The sequence below is a fragment of the Bradyrhizobium sp. 4 genome (assembly GCF_023100905.1).
GTDB lineage: Bacteria > Pseudomonadota > Alphaproteobacteria > Rhizobiales > Xanthobacteraceae > Bradyrhizobium.
On record NZ_CP064686.1, the window covers coordinates 6,495,218 to 6,510,651 of the forward strand.

Below are 15,434 nucleotides of genomic sequence, written 5' to 3' on the forward strand. Positions count from 1 at the left end.
CTGGGTCCGCCCGCGCTGTCGACGGCCGTGGGTTCCCCATTGCCCGGCGCAGCTCATTCGATCGCGTCGGAGTCCTGGCGCGGATTGCCCGATCCGATACAGCTCGTGGACAATGACCTCTACTCTCCGCATCTCCTCCGACGACCACAGGCGTGGCACATCAAAATAACCGAGCACCGGCTCGGCGCTCGGCCGCCCAGGCGAACCGATTCGAGGATGAGAAGCGCCGAGGGCTGGACAGCGTCGGCTACGCCGCGATCCAGCGTGGTTTCGGGTATATGCGCCGCATTCCTATGCCGAACGCGAGATAATGGCAGTGAATATGACCTCAAGTTGTATCACGCTAGATGATCCACGTTGCGACCTTTAAGTGACCTCTTTTGGGGCTTCAATATGAAGAGACTTCTGGGACTCTTGCTGCTCGCCCATTCCTTCTTCCTTTCCGCCGAGGCCATCGCACAGGGGCTTCCTGCCCCCTCGTACTGGAAGAATGAACGAGGTTCAGAACTTTTTGTTTGGTCCGCCAATAGCGGGGCAATACAAGGGACTTTCACAAACCATGCTCAAGGGTTTGCGTGCCAGGGCATTCCATATCCTGCATCGGGAGCCGTTAGCCCTGCTGGCTTGTATTTTGTTGTTACCTTTGCCCAGTGCAATTCCTTCACCCGGTGGGTTGGAAAGCTCAACGGGTCTCAAATGCCGACCTCATGGACGCTGTTCTACGTTGACAAGAACGGCAAGCCCGGCAAGTTGAAGGGTGCCGATACATTCACGCGCGTATGGTAGTTTTCAATCTTCTTGCTCTGTCGTGACCTTTGATTGGAAACTCACTCTCGCGAGTTTTTGGCTGCGTCTCTTCGGGAAATGTGGGCTCGCCTTCGTGGAGCACTGGCCTGTCCAGGATCAGCTTCGATGCTGGACAGCCGGCAAGTCGTGCCGAACGGCCCGGGAAAAACATCAAAGGGCCTCTCCCGAAATCCGAAAGGACATTCTGAATTTGCGTCCGAATCGCGGGACGATCCGTGCACTACCGTTACTTTTCAGGTCCTTGTTTTGAAGCCGAGCGCGGGCTCCGGCAGATGCCGCTAACATCTGCGGCGGTCGCGTTGCCTGAGTTTGGTTGACGACGTGAATTTTCAGCTCTCGATACCCAGAATTCTCACACAGCGCGATTCGCAGGCTTCGCCGCCGGAAGTAGCCAAGGGCGCGCTCAGTCTAACCGTTCCGCGAAGCTGCTTGCTATTGCCGGTTCATGTTGCGCGGCGACAAGATCGCACGTTGGCAACGAGTACGGACTTGATCCCTCTCTAGCCATTAGGTAGATCCCGTCATTTGGAATTGGAGATACTTAGTGACGACTGGCATCGTAAGGTGGTTAAACGCGACCCAGGCTATGGATTTATCAAGCTGGATGATGGCGGAGCCGACGTTTTCGTGCACATAGGGCGGTCGAGAAGGCCGGCTACACCGTCTTGCAGAGGGGGCCTTGATCAGGTTCGAGATCAAGACTGGCAGCTCAGGCGAGGTATCCGCAGAAAATCTGCGTACAGGATGATTCGCGCTATCAGCTACATGATGCGTCAACAGTGATTCGCCTAGGGCGTCAGCATTCTTCGCGCTTACATGCCTCGATCTGACTTCGGCGAAACACTTCAGAGTCGGCAACCTCGCATGAAGGCGCACATCAGTGTTAATACGCGATCTCGTGTTTTTTCAAAACCATTGTATTTCTCATGTAAGAAGATTCGCAGCCGCAAGATCTTCGATTGCGGCCCCAACAGACTTGAAGAGAGTGATCTCTTGCTGCGAAAGGCGGCCAGACTTCAAACCATTGGTTAACTCATGAAGATCCCCACAAATCATTGAGGCGTCCCACCGGCCACCCGCAATCGGCTGGAGCAGATCACCGGCTTCTTTGGGGGCACCCGCATAGTATCTACGAACACGCGGCTGCGGCAAACAGCATCGTCGTCGGTCTCACGCATTTCTGGTGTGAATGCGCCGACGAGATCGAGATGTGTTCCTGGCCTGAGGTGCTGGCCTACGATCAGCGGCTCACGTGACGTGGTGGCGCAGCTAACGATGTCCGCCACCGAGAGAGCGTCCGTCAGATCAGCAGCCGGTTTCGCCTTGAGACCCTGATGCTCAAGCGTGTCCGCGAGAGCTTAGACAGGTTGCGCATTGCATCCCCAGACCAGCACGGCTTCAATCGGCCTAACTGCGCGATGGGCAACGGCCAAATAGGAGGCGAGCAGGCCGGTTACAATCAGCAGCAGCGTGCGACTGTCGGGGCGTGAGAGATGTCGTGATGCGAGCGCGGAGGCGGCGGCTGTACGCCGATTAGTGAGTTTTTCGCCATCGAAATTTGCGCGCGGCCGGCCGGTTGCCGTCGAACAGCATGTAAAGCGAGGAAAGGCAGGGAGACCGCATGCCCGCTCTTCGGAAACACGGTCACCAGCTTCACGCGGAGTGCCTTGCCCCGCTCCCAAGCCGACATTGTCAGGAGACGACCTGGGCTTGCAGCGGTACCAACATTATAGCTCTGCCGCACTGGCATCGCTTCTCCGCCGCGCCGGACGGCTTCGCTTAGGGCATCGATCAACCTGGGATAGTCGAGGCCGGCATCTACCTCTGGGGCGGAGAAATAACGCGACATGATTTCCTCGTTTTCATTCGAAGTTCGGACGAGTTTAGCACCCGTCGCTCCGATGACAGCACGGTCTATACCGCCGCCAAAGAGAGGCCGTCGCCAGCGTTTAAATTCGCGTGTGAAGCTCGACTGAACGTACAGAACACAAAAAAATCTCGCCTCGTAGCAACAGATCGAGGTCAATGGCCGTCGGAGCGCGAAGTTGAGTCATGAGCATGCCGATGACAGTCCCATACTTGGCGAACTCGTTTGAGTAATCAGAACCGGGTCTCCAATAGGTGAACAAGTTGGGACCCCGCGATGTAGAAGGCTTCCCGCGCGGCACGAAAGCGTCGCCGTTCAACGGCAGTGACCGGCAGCGGAAGATCGTTCTCCGCGATCTGACCCAGAACGTACGAAGCCAACACACTGCCAAAGACTGTGCCAGGTGCGATGCCGCGACCGTTGTAACCGCTGAAAGCAACGACGTTGCGGTCGAGCTCGTGAAAGCGCGGCAGGTTGTTCGAGGTCATTCCAATCATGCCGAACCAGCCGGTTTCAAACTCGACATGCTGAAGTCCCGGAAACAGCTTACGCAACGATCTCTGAGCCCATGCCCGGTGAACGGATGCGCCAATACCCTCAAGGGCACCAACACTGCCAAACACGAGGCGCCCGGAGCGATCCAAGCGAAATGAAGAGAGGACCTCTCGAGTGTCCCACGCTCCCTGCCGTTCAGGCAGGATCGACTTCCTCAGACCATCCGGCAGAGAACCTGTAGCAAAGTTGAAGTAGGGCAGATGGATCTGCTCCTGCCGTACCTGCGACCAAAGTCCTTTACCATAGGCATCCGTCGCAACGATCACCCATTCCGCATCTACCGATCCGCTTTCTGTGCTAATCCTCCAGCGCAGGCCGTTGTGTTGCGCAGTAACAGCCTCGCTCTGTGTGAATATCCTAGCCCCCGCTGCAAGCGCGGCTCTCGCTAGACCGTGCACATAGGCCAGCGGCTGTATCGTCCCGGCGCGCTTATCGAGCAGCGCTCCGCTGTATTCGCCACCGCCGACTTTCCTGCGTGTCTCATCTGCATTTAGCACTACGACAGGGGCGCCACGCTTCTGCCACTGTTCGGCGCGGGCCTCGATCTCTTGCAAGCCCTTACGTCCGACGGCACAATGCAGGGTACCGGCACGTTCCACTTCACATTCGATGCCATGCTTTTGGATGAGGTCGAACACCTTTTGCGGTCCACGGCCGAGTTGTTCAATCAACCGTTCGCCGAACGGGACGCCGAGCGTATCCGGAAGGGTGTCAGGCATCACCCACATGCCCGCGTTAACCAGACCGACGTTCCGGCCCGAACCGCCGAACCCAATTTCGGACGCCTCCAACAGCGCGACGCGCGCCCCTCCTTCGGCGAGATGAAGTGCAGACGACAGCCCGGTATATCCAGCGCCAATCACGATCACATCCGCTGCGGTGTCACTGGCGAGGGGAACAGTGTCTGGCGCCGGTGGCGCGGTGAGAGCCCACAATCCATGTGAAGCTGAATTGTTTCGCATCCAGCAATCCTCATATATTCTTGGTTCTTGATCAGCCCAGGTCGTGCTGCAATCAGTGCCGCGTCTAAGGGTCAAGGATGGGTACCATTTCGTCGATATGTGCATCGATCCGTTCGAGAACCTGCCCAGGCACGACGTCGCGTTCTGGAAGAACTGACCATCTGTCGCGCACGGCCGCCGCGGTCTCAGCTACAGCCGTCACCACTGCCCCCTCTGGAAGACGGCTGCGGTTCGCGAAATTGCGCCAGCGCTCTGGAGTCAGGGCCTTAAATGACTTTTCGCCCGCAAGGCTCAATGCCAGACCATCTTTCGGGATATACGAAATTGTTGAGAGCACGTCGTAGATTGGCGCCAACGTAGGCCTCCGTCCGTCTCCAGGATACAGTAACGACCAATTCTTGAGATGCATGTCGCCATTGCCCGTGATCGCGGTGAGCGCAAGACGACGGACAAATTCGATCGCGGAATCGAACGAGACACCGCTGTTCAGCGCGGCCGCGATATTGTGATACGCCGCACCGGTATATTTCTCGGACGGATAGCGGCCGAAGACCTGTGCAAAGTCCTCCATATGCACGCGCGCTGCATCGGCACCGCGATCGAAGCGACGGACAAGAAGCACTTTGCCCGTGGACATGGTGTTAAACTCTTCCGGAATGCCGGCGAAATCCGTCTTTTCGACGAGCTCACGTGCAGGCACTTCCATCCCTAGCGCTTCCGCTAAGGCTAGGATCGCGAATTCGTTTTCCGAAAGCCCAATGTGGGTGAGGGAGGGAAATTTCGCGATATACTGCCCTTGCTCATCGTCGACGGCGAGCGTGATCCCCCCTTCTTTTCCGGTATTTTTGATGACGGAGAGCTTCATCTGGACACCGGCGAGCGAAAAGCGCGCCTTCTTCTTGCCTTCTGATTCTGGCCCGGCCGGAACGGGAACGCCGTCGCTCGGCAACGCTCGTACCGCTCCCGGTAGATTTGTCCCCAGTGCTGCCAAGAGATCGAAGTCGTTTCCAGGTCTTACTGACGCTGCGTGGTGCTTTTCCATTGCTTCGCGCAGTTTCTCTTCGGGCAGCAAGTTCGCGAAGAACGGCGGCAGCGCGCCGCGTATGGGTTTGGGATCCCGGCGGAGGCTGCCATCTGCCGAGCGAAGCGACAGGCTGAAGATCGGAGGGTCGTTCAAGCTCCGATACGCGGGCAAGAGATTGAATGCGCTGTAGTCGCCCGGCGTTCGCACGAGCGTGCCGACGGCAAGATCGTTTAATGAGATGTCGAGCGATTGGATACGTTCAGCCGCGAGGACAGGCTTATTCATGCTCCTCCTCAACATCTGACGTGAACGCAGGATGGTCATCATCGCCCGTAGCTGGCTGCAGCATTGATTGAATAGCCGGTACCATCGCTTGCGGAATCAGCATCATTTCCATGCCAAGGGCGCGGGCAACGTTGACGAGTGTCGTTGCGCGCGCTGCAGCGACCCCCGTTTCAATGTCGCGATAGCGGGGCCTGCTAATGTTCGCCCGGAGGGCGACTTGCTCCTGGGAGAGGCCAGCAGCCCTTCGCGCTCTGCGAAAGTGCAGGCCAAGTTCCTCGAGCAGCGGGTTTGGAGCCGAAGCCATGATATGTTCTCGGATCATTAACACCCAAATGATATGTAAACAGATCACACATCGCAGTCAAGCGAAACGTAAACAGATCTTCTTATGACAATGATCCTTAAACATATCTTGTTCCAGCGGCAATGTCGTCTGAACTGTTGACTCTGCTGCCAGAATGGCCCTTGGGGCTAATGCGCCTGACGCGATGAAGGAGCCAGATCTTATCGCCAGGTTGACACAGATTCCCATGGCGCTCGCGTGCATTGGGCGCATAGGAATGGCCGCCAGCGAACGAACCCGATCCTGGAACGCGGTGCGTCGCTTTTATGGAACGCCAGTTGAAAGCGGTCGGTAGATGGATCATCGAAGTTCTTCCATGACGCGCCGTCCTAGTGGCGTCGTGCCGAGTCGTTTCCGTGAGGCGCCTTTGGCGCCAAGCAAGTCCATATTGCCAAATCAATTCCGATGTCCGCCGGCCCGCCTCGATGTAGCTACGAAGCGTCGAACTACCTATCAATTCGTTTTTCATTCTTCGACATGCTTCCCATGACGGCCAATAGCCTGCGGGCGTGACCGGGCCGCTGACGTGGCCACTCGCAGGGCCGCAATGCGAGCGGAGTGGTCTCGGCTAGTACCAGCAACTTTTCTTCTATTCGCGTTGATATCCAATCCTACGACGCGCAATTAAACGTGTTCCTATGCAACATCAACCGGAGCATGATGGTCAAATCGGCGGCACTCGACAGGGAAAGTTCGACGACTGCGTTGATTCTCTTGACGTCCCCGCCCAAGAAGCGACCAGGCGAATACACAAGAGCCTCGCTCGCTTCAATCGTGAGAGTTGACGATGGGCCACTTGAAGGAGACGCTCCGCACCATGAAGCGACCTCGGAAGAATCGCGGCATGCCGCCGCCCGCGACGTTCGATATCGATTCGCTGCCGGGCAGCTCAAACTTAACGGCATTAGAAACGGCCGCCGTGATCCGGCGCACGCCTGGAGCCCTGGAGCTATGGCGGCGCAATCCGAACCACCCGCTGAAATGGCGCTACATCGATGGCCGCCCGCTTTACCGAGTTGATGCGGTGCGCGACTATCTGGCCGGACGCGATGAGACAACTAAGTCGTCGCAGCCGCATAATGCTCGCGAAGACGGCCAAGCAATTCGGCCTTGATGGGATCGAGCGGATTCGTCCGCTGCAGGCGCACGACCTTGCCTCCCCGTTTAGCGCCGACCAACTCCGCGATGTAGTCATGAGCAGCTTCGAACGCCATCTTGCGGATGATCCACTGTTCGTCATGATTGTAGACCTGATCGATCCCGCGCGGCTTTTGCCCGACACACAACCGCTGGATTTCGTTGTCATAGCCGCAGCGTGACATGATGGTTCGCAAGCTGCGCCTTAAGTCATGCATTGTGAACTTGGCGACACCCGCTTCCTTGACCAGGCGGTCGACCAAGTTTGTGAAGCCCGACATCTGGCCGCCGGTCTTCGGTGACGGGAAGACATAGTCCGACGTCGCACGCTGGAAATGTTTTGCGGCCGTAAGCACCTCGTCAACGAGGTGGGTACGCGGCACGTCGTGGTAAACGCCCATCTTGGTCCATGCTGCCTCGAAAGTGATGCGGTCATCCATGACGTGATTTTGCCACTCGATCATGGCTGGCTCGCTGCGGCGCGGGCCGCCAAGCAGGCACATTCGTGTCAATAGCCCAAAAGTCCCAAGCTTGCCGGATGCGTGCCAGACTTTGATGATCTCCTCGTCGGGCAGCGCCCGGCCCTTCGTTCGGCGCCCGACCCGCTGCGCGCGCGTCTCCTTGGGCACGCGATAGCCGGCGAGCACGTTGTGCTCGACGTAGCCTTCGCCGACGCACCATTCGAGGAACGTGTGCGTGTGCTTGCGCAAGTCCTTTGCTGCGCCGCGCTTGCCGGTCTTGCCGATCCTGTCCACCGCCGCCATGATTTGCCGTCGCGTGAGCTCGGCGATGGCGAGGTCGAAATGATCTTTCAGACCGCGTCGGAGTGCCGACATAGACGGTTTCCAGTTGACGACCTGGCGCCCGGTCAGGGACATTTCGTAGGGGCCATCTTCAACGATCAAGGTCGCCAGTGTCGTGCACTGCCGCTCGGCCAGCGCTTGCCGCTTCGCCTCGCGCTTGCCCTCATTGGGATCGATCCCAATGACCACCTCCCCAGCGACGACGGTGGCGGCCCTGCGCGCGGCCTTCTCATTGAATTTGGGCCATGCACCCAGCGTCTTGCGTTGGGTGCCTTTCGTCCCAGGCTTTGTGAACATGAAGACCCAGGTCCTGCCACCCGTCGCGCGCATCCTGATCGCGAGCCCCGGCTGCTCTGTGTCGTGCAGATAGTGCTGCGATTTGCCCGGCGGCAGCGTCGCCGCACGGATGGCCGCGTCAGTGAGTCTCAGGTAGTTCGTCGTTCCTTCAGCTCTGAGAGATTCTTTACTCTTTTCCATCGTTTGTGCTCTCGCTCCTTGCGCCCTGAGACGGGTCGCGGCGATCCTAGAAGAAATGGACCACAAGCCATTGCCTTCGCGTTCCCAGTTAATGTGCCCTAAGGGAAATCCTCCGAAGGGCACAGCAGGGACATACACCATGTGGTAAGGCCAACCGAGGCCACGGATGGTCCAATATGGCCACAAGTCCTTACCTTACAAGGACTTTTGCAATAAAACTATGGCTGGATTAGGTTGGCTACAGTCCACCAGTTGTGGTTCACACGGGAGAGGTCCAAGGTTCGATCCCTTGTGCGCCCACCATCCACCTTCCTGAACCCTGCTGATTGCGGCCCCATCGTCGACGCCTGCAGGCGTGTCGGGACCGTCTCAATCGAAAATGTCGAAAACAACCCCATGCACAGTAGCCGACCCCAGTCGGACCAACGGGTTACAACCATACTATTTTTCCGAAATCGGATTTGACTCGTCGGGCAAAACACCGGCATGATGGCATCGTCGCGGTGGCCTGAGCGGGAAGTATTGGGTCATCGCCCTTGCGCATCAGCTTTTTGTTTTGCGCATGATCTCCCCTCGTCATTGCGAGCGTAGCGAAGCAATCCAGAGTCTTTCCGCGGAGACAGACTGGATTGCTTCGCTGCGCTCGCAATGACGGAGCAAGGGGTGAGACCGCGCCGGCTGACGCGCACGCCACCTCGAGCTTCAAGCCGCCCGCGCCGGCCGCCAGGCCGCGTAGAGACCGACGAGGGTCCCGATGGCGACCAGCGCTGCGGCCAGCAGCAGCTGCAATTCCCCGTCGTCGGTGGCGCCTACGGACGACACGAGCCTGCTCACGACGACGAACAGAACGCCCACGGAGGCTGCTGCACCCACGCCGAGATAAGCGAGTTCGCGCGTCAGGTTGCGGCCGAGGAGGCCGAGTGCCGTGAAATACATCGCGCAGGCGTTGGGATGAACGAACAGGGCAATGCGCGCGTAAGGACCGTAGGCGTCGAGGAGGGTCTCACACCGGTTCAGTGCCGCCTTTGAGGCGACCCGCTGCAACAGCGGTCTGAAAAAACGAGCCTGCCCGTAACTCAGGACGGCGCCGACGATGATAGCCAGCCACGCCACGATAAAAACGGAGACGTCCGCGGGCTTCGGATTGAGCGCCACGGACATCAGGATAAGAGCGGTTCCGGGGAAATAGCCAAAATACGGGAAGACCGCCTCCAGCAGCACGCAGACGAATATGAAGACCGGAAACCACGCCGAACCGGTTGCATCCCGGACGATGGCGTTCAGGTCGAAGAGATCAGTCTTGTACAGGACGAGGTACATGCACATGGCCAACCCGGCCAGCGCGTAAAACGGCAACGCCCCCGACAGAAACCGCCTCATCCAGCTATCGGGCGTTGTTGCGCGGACACAGCGGAAACCATCGATAAACGTCCCCTACCCAATCGACAAAATCTCGATCTCCTGCGCACCCGACCCCACGACATCCCCGACCGCCTTCCCCACCAACGACTTTGCCACCGGCGCCACGAACGAGATCGTGCCGGCCTTGGGGTCGGCTTCGTCCTCGCCGACGATGCGATAGGTTTGCACGCGGCCATCTGCGCGGCTGAAGGTCACCGTGCTGCCGAAGGCGACGGTGTCGGTCGAGGCTGGGGCGGGAACGACCTGCGCCGTGCGCAGCCGTTCGGTGAGATAGCGGGCATCACGCAAGGGCACCGCCGATTGCCGGCGCTTTTCGTTGACGTCCTCGATCGCTTGGGCGGCTTCATAGGCCTTGCGTGCGTCCTGAAGCTCCCTTTGCAACGCCTGCAAGCCCGCTTCCGTCACGAGGTTCGGATGCGGCGAGATCGGCCGATCCGGCAACAGCGTCTCGGCGGCGGTTTCCGCGCTCTCTTCTTTGGTAAAGGCAACGCTCAAGTCGAAAATCCTGTCGAACTGTTCGGGCTCACGGCCACGATCATATCTCAAGTTCGACGAAACGGCGCAGCTTGAAGACGATGTCCGGCATGGCCTGGCGGAACCGCGTGGCATCCCGGAACGTGGTCGAGAACGGCGCGAAGGTGATCATCGCATTCCAGTGCCTGTAACCATAGACCGTCACGGAGGCGCCGGTCGCCGGAAAATTCTCGAGCTTGCGCAGCTCACCCAGGACGAGATCGGCGATCGCTTCAGCAGGCAGCAACTGCTTGCCATCAGGCGTCGTGGCGATCTTCGCCGGCGGCTCGACCGGCTTCGCGGCAGCCGGCGTCACATCGGGCGCGTCCCCGGAATCATTCTCCGAGTTGTTCTCGAGCTTGGCCGGCGGTGTATCGGGGGTGGGCTCGACCAGCTCAAACCCGTTCGTCGGTGCTGTCGGCGGCGGAACCTCGATGAGCGGCGGCGGCGCGACACTTTCTGCGGCGCGCTTGTTGCCTCCCAGGATGCTGCTGATCATGGCCACAAGGCCAGCATCCCTCACGTCGTCACTCATAACTCCCCCCAGGCTTCGGCCTACTCTAGCACCGCTCGCGCGGACCGCCACCGGGGATGTATGGCCGGATTTCGCCCCGGCCAAAGTCCTATTTTTACGCGATGGCACCGGCGACGCGACGCCCGATCACGCCGCGCCGCCGTGCGATCTGTCACTGCTTATCGAACGGAACGTATTGCTGGTACTGCTTGGGCACCGAGCTGCGGTAGCGCGCGGGCACCGTGCCGCTGTCGACCGAGTGGTCGATCTCCTGCTGCCGCGTCATCTTCTTCTTCGCCGGCTTCTTCGACGCACTCTTCTTGGAGTCGGTCGGCTGGCTGGAAGTGTCGTTGGTTGCGCCCGGCGCGGTCGTCGTCGCTGCCGGCGCGGCGGTTGTCGCCGCAGGCGCCGCGGTTCCGGCGGCGGCTGGTGCGCCCTGCGCCAACGCGAGCGGTGTCTGCATGAGAAGCGCCAGCGCTGCTGTCGCAGCCAGCAAGTATGATTTCTGCATTAGAACCTCCAAAAGACCTGATCCGAATAAGGCAAGCGTAGTTCTCCGGGATCGACGCGTGCAAGTCTGCTCACGATAGGCCGGAACCCCGTCGTGAACTGTGGCCGAGATCACATTGCCGGCGGCAAGCTGCGTCATGATGTGCCTTGTCGCGAACGCAAGGCATTCCGGCGACACCAACACAGGCATGACTTTGCAGCAGACGAGCCAGGCTCGCTGACATTCCCACCCACTCGCTCACGAAGGAGACTGACATGCGTCGCACCATCCTCACTCTCGCATCGCTCGCGGCCCTGCTGGCCGTAGCATCCCCGGCAGCCCAGGCACATCCTGCGAACGATCGATATTGCATCCAGGGCCGCTCGTGGGGTTACCCCGGCAATTGCCAGTTCGCCAGCTATCAGCAGTGCCTCGCCACCGCGTCCGGCACGTCGTCCTATTGTGGCATCAACCCGCGCTACGCGTTCTCGCAGCAGCGCGACTACTGACGAATTGGCGGCGTGCGCGCATGACGCGCGCGCCGCCGCAATTTTTGCGTGAAGCCGATCCATTTCGCCGACGCCTCGGCGAATTGAAACTGTGCGAACCCGCCCGCGTCCGTCGATGACGAGAATGTTATCCGTCATCGCCACGAAGAAATTCACGATGCGCAGCCGTGGCTTGCGGGAAAGCCGCACCTACCGAAAATTTCGATGCCGGGCAATTGTGATCCATCTCGCTCGTGGCAGGCGCGATCGCGCCTAGGCTGCAAACCCCAGCGCGAGAAACTTGAGCCCGAACTGTTTCATTCGACTTTTCAGGAAGGTGTTTCAATGAGCAGCCGCCACGCAATTGTTCCGCGCGGTCTGAACGCAACGCGTTCGCCGCTTTCGCAAGGCCGCTTCGGCCGCATGTTCCGCAAGCTCGCACCGGCCAAATTCGGCCCGAACGATTCCGGCACGATCGCAAACCTGTCGGCGCTCGCCGACAAGATGATCGCCGGCTTCGACGGGCCGAAGGACGGGCCGGACGCGGAAGAGAGCGGCATTCCTTCGCTCTACACTTATTTCGGCCAGTTCGTCGACCACGACATCACCTTCGATCCGGTCAGCTCTCTGACCAAGCAGCAGGATCCCGACGGGCTCGTCGACTTCCGCACGCCGTCGCTCGACATGGACAATGTCTACGGCCGCGGTCCGAACGACCAGCCCTACATGTATGACGGCATCAAGTTCCGGCTCGGCGAGAAGGTCACGGGCGCGGGCGTGCCCGATGCGGTCGACCTGCCGCGCTTCAAGGGCCGCGCGCTGATCGGCGATCCCCGCAACGACGAGAACAGCATCGTCTCGCAATTCCAGGCCTTGATGCTGCGCTTTCACAACCGCATGGTCGACGACAATGACAGCCTGTCGTTCGAAGACGTGCAGCAGCGCGTTCGATTCCACTATCAGTACGTGGTGCTGAACGACTTCCTGCCGCGCATCGTCCACGCCAGCGTGCTGGACGAGCTGAAAACCGCAGGTCACTACGACCGCAGCAAGCTCGCTTACTACCATTGGAAGACCTATCCGTTCATGCCGGTCGAGTTCTCGGTCGCGGCCTACCGGCTCGGGCACTCCATGATCCGCCCCGGCTACCGGCTCAACGACGCGGCCAACATGTTGCTGCAGATCTTCCCCGATCCCAACAATCCCGACCACAACGCATTGACCGGCTTCCGTGCGATGGGACCGGGACGTGCCATGGACTGGGGCCGCTTCATCGATCTCGACACGCGCCCCTATGGCGTCGAGGACGACGACACCAATCCCGACAACAAGAGGCGGCTGCAGTTCGCCTATCGCATCGATGCCTCGCTGGTAGACCCGCTGCGCAAGCTGCCGCCGGAAGTCGCCTCCAATCCGGCGTCGCTCGCGCTGCGCAATCTCGAGCGCAGCTGGCGGCTCGGGCTGCCGTCGGGCCAGGCCGTCGCCAGGGCGATGAACCTGACGCCGCTGAGCGACGACGACATCATCATCGGCAAGGCGGTCGACGAGCCCGGGACGGGTGATCCGCAAGTCAAGATCGCGACCATCGCGAACGGCGTGTTTGCCGACAACTGCCCGCTGTGGGCCTACATCCTCGCCGAGGCGCGGCAAAACGCGACGGACATGGCAATCCCCGCCACCGGCGGGCCCGCCACGGTCAGGACACCGCAGCTCGGACCGGTCGGCGGTCGCATCGTCGCCGAGGTCTTCCTCGGCATGATGTTCGGAGATAATTCCTCCGTGCTGTCGCTCGACCCGCAATGGACGCCGGTGACCGGCTCCGGCTTCGCGCTGAAGGACCTCGTCGCCTACGCGCTCGGCCAAGGCGATCCGCTGCATTGAGCGGATGAGGGACGATGATGCAAGGCCGCTCGTCGTGCGAGCGGCCTTGTGGCCCACTCGCCTCGACGCGCGGGCGGATGGATCCTGGCAGGCGTGCTTCCCTAACGCAAATCTGTCCGCTTCCTGTTGACTCGCATCTCGAATGGAGAAATCCTTTAGCAACAATTGCCATTGCCAATCTCAGCAGTACGAACTTCGGCGCCCTCGGTTTTATCGGCGCCATCTGACCAGATTTATTCTGAACAGAAAACGGAGGGGCCGATGCGCGCGCTCGCCTTGAGAACCATTTCTCTTCTCGCCCTCGCTACCCTAGGCTCGATTTCCGGCACGCCTGCCGCACGCGCGAAGGACGGGGCCGATGAGCAATTTGGGAAGGTGCACTTCCAGACCTCCTGCAACGAGGTGGCGCAGCGCCGCTTTGATCGCGGGATGCGTTATCAGCACTCGTTCTGGTACCGGCCCGCAAAGGAAATTTTCGAGGAGACGCTGCAGGCCGATCCGGAATGCGCGATCGCCTATTGGGGCATTGCCCTGAGCCTGCTGTACAATCCGCATTTTGCCGCGCCGAAGGAAAACCTCACCGGAGGTCTCGCCGCGCTGCAGAAGGCCAAGGCACTCGGCGCCAAGAGCGAACGCGAACGTGACTATATCGACGCGCTGCTGGCCTTCTATTCGGGCGACGAAAAGACGACGTTTGGCCAGCGCGCGCAGTCCTATCTCAAGGCAACCGAAGCCGTCGCCGCGCGCTATCCCGATGATGACGAGGCGCAGATCGCCTACGCCATCACGCTGAATGTCACGGCGTCACCAAACGACAAGTCCTATGCCAACCAGCTCAAGGGCGCCGCTATCCTGGAGCCGATCTTCAAGCGCCAGCCGCGGCATCCCGGCGTCGCGCATTACCTGATCCATCTCTATGACTATCCGGCGATCGCAGGGCAAGGACTCGACGCTGCCAAGCGCTACTCCGAGATCGCGCCGGCGGCACCGCACGCCTTGCATATGCCGTCGCACATCTTCACGCGCGTCGGCTACTGGAACGAATCCATTGACGCCAATAGCCGTTCCGCCAAGGCTGCCAAGGAGGGCAAGGACCCCAGCGAGCAGCTGCATGCCGACGACTATATGGTCTACGCGCTGCTCCAGCTTGCGCAGGACAGCCGAGCCAGCGACGTCATCGCGGACATGATTGCGACCACTGGCTATGCGCCGGCTGTCCGCGCCGGTCCCTACGCGATCGCGGCCAGCCAAGCGCGCTATATGGTCGAGCGCGGTGATTGGCAGGGTGCTGCCGCGCTGAAGGTCGAGCCGAGCCGGTTTGCCTATGTCGACGCCATCACCTATTTCGCCCGCGCCCTTGGCGCCGCGCGCTCCGGCAATGCAGACGCGGCAACGGCGGACATCGCCAAGCTGGCGGAGTTGCGGAACAAGCTGCAGCAGGACAAGGACGCTTATTGGGCCGAAATCGTGGACATTCAGCGGCAGGTCGCTACAGCCTGGCAGCTCAACGCCTTGGGGAAACAGGCGGATGCGTTGGAAGCGATGCGCCTTGCCGCCGATGCCGAAGACAAGACCGAAAAATCCATCGTGACGCCGGGTCCGCTTGCCCCCGCACGCGAGCTTTACGGGACCATGCTGCTCGAACGCGGCATGGCGACGGAGGCATTGGTCGCGTTCGAAAGCACGATGCGCAAGGAGCCGAACCGCTTTGGCGCGACGATCGGCGCCGCTCACGCGGCCGAGAAAGCGGGGGATACTGTGAAGGCCCGCCAGTATTACGCCAAAGTCGTCGAAACGGCGAGAAATGGCGACTCATCTCGGGAAGACCTCGCGGCCGCACGAAAGTTGATGGCTCAGAATTAGCAA

General features: G+C 60.2%; 14 protein-coding genes and 1 pseudogene. 5 read left to right on the forward strand and 10 right to left on the reverse strand.

Going from position 1 to position 15,434, the window contains the following annotated elements:
- The first annotated feature begins 393 nt into the window (after positions 1 to 393).
- A complete protein-coding gene (locus tag IVB45_RS31030; protein ID WP_039798703.1) occupies positions 394 to 786 on the forward strand; it encodes an avidin/streptavidin family protein in 393 nt (130 codons plus the stop codon).
- 945 nt (positions 787 to 1,731) lie between these two features.
- On the opposite strand, the gene IVB45_RS38825 is transcribed toward IVB45_RS31030, so the two are convergent.
- The 5 genes and pseudogenes from IVB45_RS38825 to IVB45_RS31055 form a co-directional block, all read right to left on the reverse strand.
- On the reverse strand, positions 1,732 to 1,863 hold the full coding sequence (locus tag IVB45_RS38825; protein ID WP_253075303.1) for a hypothetical protein: 132 nt from the start codon (positions 1,861 to 1,863) through the stop codon (positions 1,732 to 1,734).
- Positions 1,860 to 2,489: pseudogene (locus IVB45_RS31040) on the reverse strand (hypothetical protein). Before IVB45_RS31040 ends, IVB45_RS38825 begins: the two are co-directional and overlap by 4 nt.
- A 418-nt stretch (positions 2,490 to 2,907) precedes the next feature.
- Positions 2,908 to 4,191, reverse strand: coding sequence for an FAD-binding oxidoreductase (locus IVB45_RS31045; RefSeq protein WP_247282435.1), 1,284 nt, complete (start codon positions 4,189 to 4,191; stop codon positions 2,908 to 2,910).
- Between the two features lie 64 nt (positions 4,192 to 4,255).
- Positions 4,256 to 5,500, reverse strand: a complete 1,245-nt coding sequence (locus IVB45_RS31050) for a type II toxin-antitoxin system HipA family toxin (protein WP_247282436.1) — start codon at positions 5,498 to 5,500, stop codon at positions 4,256 to 4,258.
- Positions 5,493 to 5,804 (reverse strand): helix-turn-helix transcriptional regulator, encoded by a 312-nt coding sequence (locus IVB45_RS31055; protein ID WP_247358095.1) that lies wholly within the window; start codon positions 5,802 to 5,804, stop codon positions 5,493 to 5,495. Before IVB45_RS31055 ends, IVB45_RS31050 begins: the two co-directional genes overlap by 8 nt.
- 826 nt (positions 5,805 to 6,630) lie before the next feature.
- Between IVB45_RS31055 and IVB45_RS31060 the strand changes: the two genes are divergently transcribed.
- Positions 6,631 to 6,957 carry a hypothetical protein gene (locus tag IVB45_RS31060; protein WP_083926328.1) on the forward strand — a complete coding sequence of 109 codons (327 nt, stop codon included), beginning with the start codon at positions 6,631 to 6,633 and terminating at the stop codon, positions 6,955 to 6,957.
- Here IVB45_RS31060 and IVB45_RS31065 read toward each other — a convergent pair.
- The 5 genes from IVB45_RS31065 to IVB45_RS31085 form a co-directional block, all read right to left on the reverse strand.
- The gene (locus IVB45_RS31065; RefSeq protein ID WP_247358126.1) at positions 6,902 to 8,260 is read right to left on the reverse strand and encodes an integrase arm-type DNA-binding domain-containing protein; all 1,359 of its coding nucleotides are present in this window, start codon (positions 8,258 to 8,260) and stop codon (positions 6,902 to 6,904) included. The genes IVB45_RS31060 and IVB45_RS31065 overlap by 56 nt on opposite strands.
- A 702-nt stretch (positions 8,261 to 8,962) precedes the next feature.
- Entirely contained in the window at positions 8,963 to 9,640 is a 678-nt protein-coding gene (locus tag IVB45_RS31070; protein WP_247358094.1) for a hypothetical protein, read from the reverse strand.
- Positions 9,641 to 9,694: 54 nt separating this feature from the next.
- Positions 9,695 to 10,177, reverse strand: a complete 483-nt coding sequence (gene greA / locus IVB45_RS31075; protein ID WP_247358093.1) for a transcription elongation factor GreA — start codon at positions 10,175 to 10,177, stop codon at positions 9,695 to 9,697.
- Between the two features lie 40 nt (positions 10,178 to 10,217).
- The gene (locus tag IVB45_RS31080; RefSeq protein WP_247358092.1) at positions 10,218 to 10,730 is read right to left on the reverse strand and encodes a hypothetical protein; all 513 of its coding nucleotides are present in this window, start codon (positions 10,728 to 10,730) and stop codon (positions 10,218 to 10,220) included.
- A gap of 151 nt (positions 10,731 to 10,881) precedes the next feature.
- The gene (locus tag IVB45_RS31085) at positions 10,882 to 11,220 is read right to left on the reverse strand and encodes a hypothetical protein (RefSeq protein WP_247358091.1); all 339 of its coding nucleotides are present in this window, start codon (positions 11,218 to 11,220) and stop codon (positions 10,882 to 10,884) included.
- Positions 11,221 to 11,474: 254 nt separating this feature from the next.
- On the opposite strand from IVB45_RS31085, the gene IVB45_RS31090 reads away from it, so the two are divergent.
- The 3 genes from IVB45_RS31090 (at position 11,475) to IVB45_RS31100 (ending at position 15,431) form a co-directional block, all read left to right on the forward strand.
- Positions 11,475 to 11,708, forward strand: a complete 234-nt coding sequence (locus IVB45_RS31090; RefSeq protein ID WP_007596464.1) for a DUF3551 domain-containing protein — start codon at positions 11,475 to 11,477, stop codon at positions 11,706 to 11,708.
- A gap of 324 nt (positions 11,709 to 12,032) precedes the next feature.
- The gene (locus IVB45_RS31095; protein ID WP_247282442.1) at positions 12,033 to 13,568 is read left to right on the forward strand and encodes a heme peroxidase family protein; all 1,536 of its coding nucleotides are present in this window, start codon (positions 12,033 to 12,035) and stop codon (positions 13,566 to 13,568) included.
- 261 nt (positions 13,569 to 13,829) lie between these two features.
- Entirely contained in the window at positions 13,830 to 15,431 is a 1,602-nt protein-coding gene (locus tag IVB45_RS31100) for a hypothetical protein (RefSeq protein WP_247358090.1), read from the forward strand.
- Positions 15,432 to 15,434 lie beyond the last annotated feature (3 nt).

Coding starts and splice junctions, on each gene's coding strand:
- IVB45_RS31030 (WP_039798703.1), top strand. CDS start 394: ATGAAGAGACTTCTGGGACTCTTGCTGCTCGCCCATTCCTTCTTCCTT.
- IVB45_RS38825 (WP_253075303.1), bottom strand. CDS start 1,863: ATGATTTGTGGGGATCTTCATGAGTTAACCAATGGTTTGAAGTCTGGC.
- IVB45_RS31045 (WP_247282435.1), bottom strand. CDS start 4,191: ATGCGAAACAATTCAGCTTCACATGGATTGTGGGCTCTCACCGCGCCA.
- IVB45_RS31050 (WP_247282436.1), bottom strand. CDS start 5,500: ATGAATAAGCCTGTCCTCGCGGCTGAACGTATCCAATCGCTCGACATC.
- IVB45_RS31055 (WP_247358095.1), bottom strand. CDS start 5,804: ATGGCTTCGGCTCCAAACCCGCTGCTCGAGGAACTTGGCCTGCACTTT.
- IVB45_RS31060 (WP_083926328.1), top strand. CDS start 6,631: ATGGGCCACTTGAAGGAGACGCTCCGCACCATGAAGCGACCTCGGAAG.
- IVB45_RS31065 (WP_247358126.1), bottom strand. CDS start 8,260: ATGGAAAAGAGTAAAGAATCTCTCAGAGCTGAAGGAACGACGAACTAC.
- IVB45_RS31070 (WP_247358094.1), bottom strand. CDS start 9,640: ATGAGGCGGTTTCTGTCGGGGGCGTTGCCGTTTTACGCGCTGGCCGGG.
- IVB45_RS31080 (WP_247358092.1), bottom strand. CDS start 10,730: ATGAGTGACGACGTGAGGGATGCTGGCCTTGTGGCCATGATCAGCAGC.
- IVB45_RS31085 (WP_247358091.1), bottom strand. CDS start 11,220: ATGCAGAAATCATACTTGCTGGCTGCGACAGCAGCGCTGGCGCTTCTC.
- IVB45_RS31090 (WP_007596464.1), top strand. CDS start 11,475: ATGCGTCGCACCATCCTCACTCTCGCATCGCTCGCGGCCCTGCTGGCC.
- IVB45_RS31095 (WP_247282442.1), top strand. CDS start 12,033: ATGAGCAGCCGCCACGCAATTGTTCCGCGCGGTCTGAACGCAACGCGT.
- IVB45_RS31100 (WP_247358090.1), top strand. CDS start 13,830: ATGCGCGCGCTCGCCTTGAGAACCATTTCTCTTCTCGCCCTCGCTACC.